Annotated in this window: 10 protein-coding genes; 9 read left to right on the top strand and 1 reads right to left on the bottom strand. The window is 41.8% G+C overall.

Annotation, left to right across the window (positions count from 1 at the left end):
• Positions 1–235: 235 nt before the first annotated feature.
• From CI957_RS01905 to CI957_RS01885, 5 genes are all read left to right on the top strand, one after another.
• Entirely contained in the window at positions 236–919 is a 684-nt protein-coding gene (locus tag CI957_RS01905) for a DUF169 domain-containing protein (protein ID WP_096711316.1), read from the top strand.
• Positions 920–1104: 185 nt separating this feature from the next.
• Complete coding sequence (locus CI957_RS01900; RefSeq protein WP_132130883.1) at positions 1105–1608, top strand: hypothetical protein; 504 nt, start codon at positions 1105–1107, stop codon at positions 1606–1608.
• A 157-nt stretch (positions 1609–1765) separates the two neighbouring features.
• The gene (locus CI957_RS11035; RefSeq protein WP_277749677.1) at positions 1766–1900 is read left to right on the top strand and encodes a hypothetical protein; all 135 of its coding nucleotides are present in this window, start codon (positions 1766–1768) and stop codon (positions 1898–1900) included.
• Positions 1901–2054: 154 nt separating this feature from the next.
• Positions 2055–2291 carry a hypothetical protein gene (locus tag CI957_RS01890; protein WP_233564800.1) on the top strand — a complete coding sequence of 79 codons (237 nt, stop codon included), beginning with the start codon at positions 2055–2057 and terminating at the stop codon, positions 2289–2291.
• Positions 2292–2325: 34 nt separating this feature from the next.
• Positions 2326–2643, top strand: a complete 318-nt coding sequence (locus tag CI957_RS01885) for a winged helix-turn-helix domain-containing protein (RefSeq protein ID WP_096711319.1) — start codon at positions 2326–2328, stop codon at positions 2641–2643.
• A 3-nt stretch (positions 2644–2646) separates the two neighbouring features.
• Here CI957_RS01885 and pncB read toward each other — a convergent pair whose 3' ends face one another.
• Positions 2647–3846: a nicotinate phosphoribosyltransferase gene (pncB, locus tag CI957_RS01880; protein WP_164908999.1), complete on the bottom strand. Its 1200-nt coding sequence runs from the start codon at positions 3844–3846 to the stop codon at positions 2647–2649.
• 125 nt (positions 3847–3971) lie between these two features.
• Here pncB and CI957_RS01875 point away from each other — a divergent pair, with 125 nt between their 5' ends.
• The 4 genes from CI957_RS01875 (at position 3972) to CI957_RS01860 (ending at position 8947) form a co-directional block, all read left to right on the top strand.
• On the top strand, positions 3972–4598 hold the full coding sequence (locus CI957_RS01875; protein WP_096711321.1) for a hypothetical protein: 627 nt from the start codon (positions 3972–3974) through the stop codon (positions 4596–4598).
• 75 nt (positions 4599–4673) lie between these two features.
• Positions 4674–7118, top strand: a complete 2445-nt coding sequence (locus CI957_RS01870) for a DUF3656 domain-containing protein (protein WP_128754103.1) — start codon at positions 4674–4676, stop codon at positions 7116–7118.
• Between the two features lie 75 nt (positions 7119–7193).
• Entirely contained in the window at positions 7194–8237 is a 1044-nt protein-coding gene (locus CI957_RS01865) for a permease (protein ID WP_096711323.1), read from the top strand.
• A gap of 11 nt (positions 8238–8248) precedes the next feature.
• Complete coding sequence (locus CI957_RS01860; RefSeq protein ID WP_096711324.1) at positions 8249–8947, top strand: metallophosphoesterase; 699 nt, start codon at positions 8249–8251, stop codon at positions 8945–8947.
• The last annotated feature ends 32 nt before the right edge of the window (positions 8948–8979 follow it).

Raw genomic sequence — 8979 nt, 5'->3', positions numbered from 1 at the left:
AATTGGATGGTGGAAATGACATATGGCGGCGTTCTCGCCACATATAAAGCTATCGGGAGGTGTTGTTAAGTTCAGGTGCTCAAAATTAGCTAAGTACTGACATTAATTATTTTCATATTCATGTCTCTTATTAGGCAAGGAACAGTTGTCCAATAAAAATGCAAAACTTATATATTAAGCAGTAATGTGCCATGAACATAATATCTTCACATTTAACAAACAAGGAATACAAAAAATGAAAATTGAAGAAATAAACCAGATGGGAAAAGAATTGAAAGACCTATTAAAACTCAAATATCCACCAGTAGCTGTTGCGCTTGTGCCAGACACTCATGAAGTACCTGAAGGTATCAATAAAATTGAAGAAAAAATGAGACACTGCCAGATGGTAGACAAAGTTCGCAAAGAGGAAAGCGAATTCTATGCCCTGGTGGATGACCAGAAATGCAAAGGCGGTGCAGCTGTCATGGGACTACAGGAAATGGCACCCAAACTTGCCAACGGGGATGTCTATTACAATCTGAACCGGTATAAAACAATCAACTCCGCAAGACGTACTATGCAACAGGTTCCAACCTTAAAAGAGGGTTCTACGAAAGCAGTACTATATGGCCCTCTGGACAGGGTGAGCTTCATTCCGGATGTGGTACTTGTTATCGATACACCTAAAAAGGCAATGCAACTCTCACAGGCCCTTTTGCACCGTTTCGGTGGTCGTGTTAATGCAAGTTTTGCAGGAATCCAGAGTCTTTGTGCTGACGGGGTAGTCCAGCCTTATAAGGATGGACACATAAGTGCATCCCTGGGATGTGGCGGAAGTCGAAAGTATGCCAATGTTGCAGAAGATGAAATGATAATGGGTATCCCTGTAGAAAGGTTGCATGATATGATAGAAGCATCTCATGAGATGTTTGGCTGAAATCTTTATACCTTATTTATCTCTTGAATCGAAGTGGCATCTATACATTAGATCACCTCATTTTAATTTGAATGAATAGCAAATTTTGCTTTTTGCCTCTCAGTCTATTGTGGCAAGACCATTCACAATCGTTAACTATAAATATATGTAAGTACACATCTATATGTGTAATAAATACATTACACATGTATACAACAGAAAAGGTGATGGAAATGGAAAATAAAACAATTATAGTGCTTGCAGGCACCATTCTTATCGGCATAATGCTGATAGGGACCGTTTCAGCTCACTGGGCTAGTGGCGAATATGTACTGGGAGACTCCCGAAACAGCGGTTATGTAGATGGCAGTGGAGCAGGTTATTACTGCAACTATGGCTATGGACAGGGATATAATGCCAACGGAAGTTATTCAGCTGAGGATGCAACATCAGTGATTACCGAAGATAAAGCAATCTCACTTTTTGAAGAAACTACTGGCATCGATGTAAACGATGAAAACGTCTATCAGATGGGACGCTGGTGGGAAATCAACTACATTGATGAAAATACTATTAAACAGGGACGCGTAGATTCAATAACAGAAGATGTAATCGAGGATTTTTCGGCCTATGCACCGCAGGAATCCTATGAATATCGGGACAACTACAGGTACCAGAGAGGAGCCGGTGGCTGCATGGGCTACCGTTAATCCTCCTTTTTTACAGAGGTGACACAGTAATATGATGTATGGCACAGGTTTTTCCATATGGGGAATGATACTAAATTTCCTCCTGATCTTACTAGTCATAGGCTTCGTTGTTTCACTCTTGAACCGAGGTGGCACAATGTGTTGTGGTAGCCATAATATGCCACGCAATGAAAATATAAATTCTGAGAACCAGAATAAAGCAGACAAGGAGCGTTTAAACAGGCTGGAAACCGAAGTCAAAGATACAAAAAGGATGATTGAAGGATTAAAAGATAAATTTGATGAAGTCTGACCTTATTCATCAAAAGAGTATAAAGAATACAATCCCTACCGCAGTCCTTTGGGATTAAAAGCTCATATTTATTTACCTTCAGTCCTTATTTAATAAGCATATAAGCATTACAAAAATTGGACAAATGAATCTTTTACATGGGTGACATGATAACATGATGTATGGAAATATGATGTATGGCACAGGGTTTTCGGTATGGGGAATGATACTAAACTTACTTCTTATCCTGCTTGTAGTTGGTGCTGTTGTCGTGCTTTTAACACGCAGTGGTGCCATAAATTGTGAAAGCCAGAAAACAGCAGACATAGAACGTTTGAACAGGCTGGAAAATGAAGTAAGGGACACAAAAAAGATAGTTGAAGAAATCAAGGACAAACTTGACGAAATCTAATTTGTTTAAAACATTAGTATAAAGGGTACAACCCATGCAAAAAAAACTCCAGGGGATTGTCAGCCTTGGCGAAGCTCTATCGCATCCTCTGCGACTGAAACTTATATGTATGCTTGCAGACAGGGAATGGTATGTATATGAGCTTGCCAAAGAACTCGATGTTTCCAGACAGGTACTGTATCTTCACCTGAAACGCCTTGAGAAGGCCGATATTGTTGAAAGCGATCTTCGTCTGGAAGAAGATGATATGCGTGCCAAGAAATTCTTTAAGTTAAAGGAATTTGATATAGAATTGGACGTTAAGGACCTTAAAAACATTTTTGAGACCGAGACAATCACAAAAAAGAATTGATCTTTATTCCTCATCAAGTCCTTTAGTGCCGAATATATAGTTGGCCACCCTTACAGCATCCCTGTCGCCTGTTACTTTTTCCTCTGAATCGCTGAGTTTGACAACAGGAATACCATTGATTTTATGCAACTTGATCACAATATTCAAGGGAGGATTCTCCCGGAAAAACCCTGAATTATTGGTCAGGCTTGTACCTATGCCGAAACTGCATTTGATTTTATCCTTACAATATTCCTGTATCCTGATTGCATCTTCGGCCTGAAGGGAATTACTGAATACCACCATCTTCTGGGACGGATCAATCCCAAGAGCTTTGTAATGTTGAACTGCCTGGTCAATGAAAGTATAGGGGTCACCACTATCATGCCTGATACCATCATAAAGACGTGACAGGCGACCATCAAAGTTGTTGAAGAAAGCGTCATACCCATAGGTATCCGCAAGGGCAATGCCGAGCCTGCCATCATAAACTTTGACCCAGTTCTCGAAGGCAAATTTGTTTGCATTGCGCAAACCCACAAGGGCAGAATTACCCATAATCCATTCATGGCCTATAGTACCTATCGGCCGGGTTCCATGTTTCATTGCAAGATATACATTACTTGTACCTGCAAAACTGCGGGATCGACTTAAGGTTTCCACGACCCTATCATGAAGTTCAAAACTGCGACGACGGCGAGTTCCGAATTCACTGAGTACACATCCGGCATTATCAAGTTTGTCGGATACTTCTTTTATCATATCTCCATATTTGTCCAGGAGATCAGCCTTTGAAAGAAAGTCATCAGCCCAGTTATTTTCAATTGTCTCAAAATAAAGTTCGGAAACCGTAGCCATGAGCACGATTTCCCAGAGAATGGTACTATGCCAGGGGCCTTTGATACTTATATCAAGATTATTGTCATCCGTCAGGAATATTTCAACCTCATCGGGATTAAAGCGGTAATTTTGTAGGTGGTCAAGATAGGTATGCTTGAAAAAAGGACAATTCTTTCCCAGCCAGTACCTTTCTTCATCCAGAAGGCGTAATTTGGGAATTTCTTCTCGGACTATATATTCAAGTTCTTCCTTGAACCGGGGGTTGAAACGTTGGTCTCCACGGTTTATGAAGCGATATTCTGCCTGTGCTTCAGGAAAAAGCTCAAGTACTGCCATCTGCATGGTCAGCTTGTACATATCATTATCAAGTATTGACCGAATCACCTTATTGCCTTCAGATAATTGTAACATTTATTAGAGGAATAACAGCCCTTCTGTATTGCATTACAACTATTTAATATAAATGCCTTCGATGTATTACATTTGTAATCGCCCGAGGAAGATAAAGTATGGAAAAGAAAGAGGAAGAACTTGAGGGTGAAGGTTTCGATGAATTACTTCGTTATACTTTTCCTGGTTATATTTTAGGTTTGATTGCCGGTATATTTCTTGATATTCAGGGCTACCAGACCAATCCCTTTGGCCAGTGGATTGTAAGGACTCTTGCAGGCGAGGGAGAATCAATACTCGAAGGTTTGTATTCCATCAGGCAACATCTGGAAGGTGCAGCTGGATCAATGGCTCAGGCATACGGTTGGGGTAAATTTTTTGGTATCACAATCCCCTGGATAATAGATGCTGCAAGCCGAATGGCAGGAGTTGATGTATATGGAATACAGGGATTCTACATTCCTTATTTTTATGCTCTTAGTGATCAGATCGGTGCCAATATTTCCGGACTGGTGTATCTCAAACGAATCGAAGGTTCATGGTCTGCAGGAATATATCGATACATACACCATCCTGTGATGCTTACCAGTATTGCTGTAATCCTGCTGGTACCATTGGGATTGCTTTCAGCCCGTATCCTCGGATTCAGCCCGACAACACAGACTTTCACCGCCTTTGAAACAATTGTAGCAAATCTCTGCTGGCTGCCTCCTGTTGTCGGGTGGATGGCTCAAAAAAGAAAGTAAATCGCTCGAAGCATTCATATAACTTGTACTGTTCTGTTGCATAAAAAGACAAACTGCAACGGAAACTCTAAAACTATGGCCAAATATCCTGAAAAAATTAATCCTCCGGAAATACTATCGCCTGTCGGAAATTATGATGCACTGCTGGGTGCTATCAAGGGAGGAGCTGATGCTATATATCTGGGGGTTGGAGAATTCAATGCCCGCCAGGGTGCATCCAATTTTACACCCGAAGAGATGGAAAATGCCATCGACCTTGCACATCTGCATGGAATTTCAGTATATCTGGCATTCAATGTGCCGGTGAAAGAAACGGAACTCCAGGATGCGATTGATGTCATAGACCGCGCCTATGCAGCTGGAATTGACGCGGTTATTATGAGGGATTTCGGATTTATAGACCTGATCAGGAATAACTATCCTGACCTACCCATACATGGGAGCACCCAGCTCAATACCAATAACACTGAAACTGTCAAATTTCTGGAAAAACTTGGCCTATCAAGAATAATCGTAGCAAGGGAACTTGACACTGCAGAATTGAAACACATCATTGATAGCACCGATATGGATATCGAAATTTTTGCACATGGTGCTCTTTGTTATTCTTACTCCGGACAGTGTCTCTTTAGCAGCTTTGCTGCCAACCGGAGTGCAAACCGGGGTGCATGTGCCCAGCCTTGCAGATGGGAATTCGAGCTGTTCATCAATGGCAGGAACATGAACCATCATATTGGCGGTGTATCCCCTATAAGTTGTGCTGAACTCTGCACTCTGCCAGGTTTGGATGAACTTATCAACACAGGTATTAAAAGTCTCAAGATTGAAGGACGTATGAAAAGAGCTGAATATGTGACCGCCAGTTCTGAAATATACAAAGAAGCTGCAGAGATAATCTGCCAGGATAAAAGACCCGATTCCAGCTGGTTGCAGGAAAGGGAGAATGACCTGGCAAAGCTATTTTACAGAGGTTTTACCCGTGGTTTTGTACTGGGTGACAGGAACGTGACCCACCCCGAATACAGCTCCAGTTATGGGGCATTTTTGGGTAATATACGCCGGGTAAAGAGAAGTAAAAACGCTGCATCCATTAAAGTGAAATTAAACCAGACACTTGAAGTCAATGATGGGATCAGTATCCATACCAGACAACGGATGCTTGGGTCAAAGGTTGAGAAACTCACAGTTGACGGCGGGGACGTTGAGATAGCAGAAAAGGGGAGTATTCCCTACATACATATCAGTCCTAAAACGGTAAAATCTGTAAAAACCGGAGACGATGTTTACCTGAATACAGACGTTTCCCTTCTGGAAGAAATGAGTGAAAGGGATGTTAAAAAGGTACCTGTGAATTTCCAGATACGTGCAAATATCGACAGGCAACTGGAAATTACTGCTTCTGCAGGAGATATGGAGGTGCTTCATGTGTCCGATTATCTAGTACAGAAGCCAAAAAACGCCCCTACTTCTGTAGAACAGATTACTGACATAATAAAAAGACTGGGAGACACTCCCTATATCGCAGATGAAATTGAGTTGAAAGGCCAGGAAGATATCTTTATCCCCCTCGGGGAACTTACCCGGGCCCGTCGCAGCGTGGTGGAGAAACTTCAGGAGAAACAACTGGAAAAATTCCACCGCCAGCCCAAAAACCCAGAATTACCAGCATCCAGACACAAACCCGAAAACAAAATTCCACGTAAATTACTCCTATCTGTAGAAGTAGCAGATATAGAGGGAGCAAAAACTGCTGCTTACAGCGGAGCAGACATCATATATATCCCTGCGGATCTATTCGACAAAGTCGAGAGTAACAAAGACCTTGCTCAAAAAATTAAAATGAATAATATTGAAATAGTATTCACTTTGCCTGCTATTATTCATGAGAATGAACTCGAAGAATGGACAGGCATCCTTGGAAAAATAAAAACAAGAGGATATACTATCGGCTGTGGTGAGCCGGGAACACTCCGTTTGGTACACCAAATGAAAATTAAATGTGTTGCACTGAAAAACTTCACTGTTTTCAATTCCCTTACGGCAAATGTGTTGCAGGAAAATGGTGCATCACGTATAATCCTTTCCCCGGAACTTACGCTTGAAGAAATGCAGAATATTGTGCAGGCGTCAGATAATACTATCCAATTTGAGGCTATAGCATACGGCAGGCAACAATTACTTGTTACCGAACATGACCTGCTCAAACCTATTGTGGATAAAGGCTTCTATGATGAAGATAGCAATGCTTTCCTGCAGCACAAAAAGACAGACAGGTACCCCGTTAAAAGGTGGAGAAATAGAACTGTGATCTATGATTCCCATGTCATCAATATGTTGAATAATATAGATGACATGAAGAATACCGGTATAGATGTTCTTCATTTAGAATTTCCACAGGAAAGTCATCGGAAAGTAGCAATTGTCGTTTCTGAGTTTAAGAAGATTCTGGATGGAAAAGGTAAAAAAAACATTCCGGACTCAAAGGTATATTCCAGAGGACTCTATTACACAGGCATATGAAGTGTTTCAACACAAATTGAAATGGACAGGTATATATACCATAGTTTCAATTAATATTGAAATAGAGGTTGCACAATGCCTGACCAATCATTAATTTATCACCTTGCTATCGTAGGACTGGGATCTGTACAGGAGTATCTGGCACTACATGTACTGCTATGTCTGGTGCCGGCCTTTTTCCTGGCCGGAGCTATAGCATCCCTTTTTTCCAAAGAATCTGTACTGAGATTCTTTGGCAATGAGACCCCAAAATACATTTCCTACCCCGTTGCTGCAGTTTCAGGCTGCCTACTTGCAGTATGCAGCTGTACTGTACTTCCGCTTTTTGCAGGAATCTATCGCAGAGGTGCAGGAATCGGGCCTGCAACTACCTTCCTGTTCTCGGCACCGGCAATAAATATCCTGGCAATTGTCTACACCGCAAAAATCCTGGGATATGACCTGGGAGTGGCAAGAGCTGTAATTGCAATCATTCTGTCAATCGCTATTGGACTTACAATGGCGGCAGTATTCGAGCGCCACAGGGAAAAAAAGGAAGGAATAAAAAATTTTGGTGAAGAAAGGCATGCTCACAGTGCATATCTTTTCCTCCTCCTTCTGGCAATCCTCATTGTTCCGGAGATACTTACAGAATGGATTTTGCTGCTAGCCGTGGAAACTGTGCTTGTTATTATAACAGTATTCCTGTCATTCAACTGGTTCCGTAAAGAGGAATTGAAAGACTGGATGGCAGAGACATGGTTCCTGGTTAAACAAATAGCACCTCTCCTTTTGCTTGGTGTTTTCTTTGCAGGTATTATGGTGGAACTGCTCCCGGCAGAATATGTGGCTGCAGTGGTTGGAGGAGCATCATTCGGTGCAAGTTTCATAGCATCGGTTGCCGCAGCATTGATGTATTTCTCCACCCTGACAGAAGTGCCTATAATCAGCGCCCTTACAGAACTTGGAATGGGAAGAGGGCCGGCCCTGGCAATGTTGCTTGCAGGCCCGGCACTGAGTCTTCCGAATATGATCGTAATCAGCAGGATAATGGGAGCAAAAAAAACTTCCCTTTACATAGCTTTGATAGTAGCAGTTGCATCAATCGCCGGCTTTATATTCGGCCTTTATTTTGTATAAAGAGGTAAAATATGAGACTCCTTGTGATTTCGGATATACATGGGAATATGAAAGCCCTGGAAGCTGCAATGGAAATTCCCCATGACGAGGTTATCTGTCTGGGGGACCTGGTTGATTATGGCCCATCACCCAGAGAGGTAATCGATTTCATGATGGAAAACAATATTCCCGTTATAAAGGGAAACCACGATAGTGCAGTTGCAACAGGAATTGATTGTGGCTGCAGTTATGAAATCAAGCATCTTTCAATTGCCACCAGGGATTACACAAAAGATCAGCTGGATGATAGCCAGCTGGATTTCCTGAAGAATCTTCCTGCGAAAATTAAAAAAGAATACAGAGGAGGCAGTGTATTATTTACACATGGAAGTCCCAGATCCTTTTATGAGTATATAAAACCACAAACACCTGATGCAGAAGTACAGGAAATGCTGAAAGGAGTTGAAGCGGATATGCTGGTGGTCGGCCATTCCCACATTCCAATGACAAGGAATGTTGGAAATATTACCATTGTAAATCCCGGATCAGCAGGACAACCACGGGATGGCATACCCCGGGCATCCTGTGCGGTATTGGATACCGATTCGATGGATTTCAAAGTATACAGGCTGGAATACGATATGGAAAGTGTAACGGACAAAATAAGAGAAAGAATGCCCCACTGTGATGAACTTATAGCAATACTGGAAAATGCAGGCGTAAACAAATAAGAAAACTAACTGATAGGAAAATGACAGGAGAA

The organism is Methanohalophilus sp. WG1-DM (assembly GCF_004104135.1).
Classification (GTDB): Archaea; Halobacteriota; Methanosarcinia; order Methanosarcinales; family Methanosarcinaceae; genus Methanohalophilus; species Methanohalophilus euhalobius.
This window is presented reverse-complemented; position numbering and strand designations above follow the sequence as displayed.

Coding starts and splice junctions, on each gene's coding strand:
- CI957_RS01905 (WP_096711316.1), top strand. CDS start 236: ATGAAAATTGAAGAAATAAACCAGATGGGAAAAGAATTGAAAGACCTA.
- CI957_RS01870 (WP_128754103.1), top strand. CDS start 4,674: ATGGCCAAATATCCTGAAAAAATTAATCCTCCGGAAATACTATCGCCT.
- CI957_RS01875 (WP_096711321.1), top strand. CDS start 3,972: ATGGAAAAGAAAGAGGAAGAACTTGAGGGTGAAGGTTTCGATGAATTA.
- CI957_RS11035 (WP_277749677.1), top strand. CDS start 1,766: ATGCCACGCAATGAAAATATAAATTCTGAGAACCAGAATAAAGCAGAC.
- CI957_RS01890 (WP_233564800.1), top strand. CDS start 2,055: ATGATGTATGGAAATATGATGTATGGCACAGGGTTTTCGGTATGGGGA.
- CI957_RS01860 (WP_096711324.1), top strand. CDS start 8,249: ATGAGACTCCTTGTGATTTCGGATATACATGGGAATATGAAAGCCCTG.
- CI957_RS01885 (WP_096711319.1), top strand. CDS start 2,326: ATGCAAAAAAAACTCCAGGGGATTGTCAGCCTTGGCGAAGCTCTATCG.
- CI957_RS01865 (WP_096711323.1), top strand. CDS start 7,194: ATGCCTGACCAATCATTAATTTATCACCTTGCTATCGTAGGACTGGGA.
- CI957_RS01900 (WP_132130883.1), top strand. CDS start 1,105: ATGTATACAACAGAAAAGGTGATGGAAATGGAAAATAAAACAATTATA.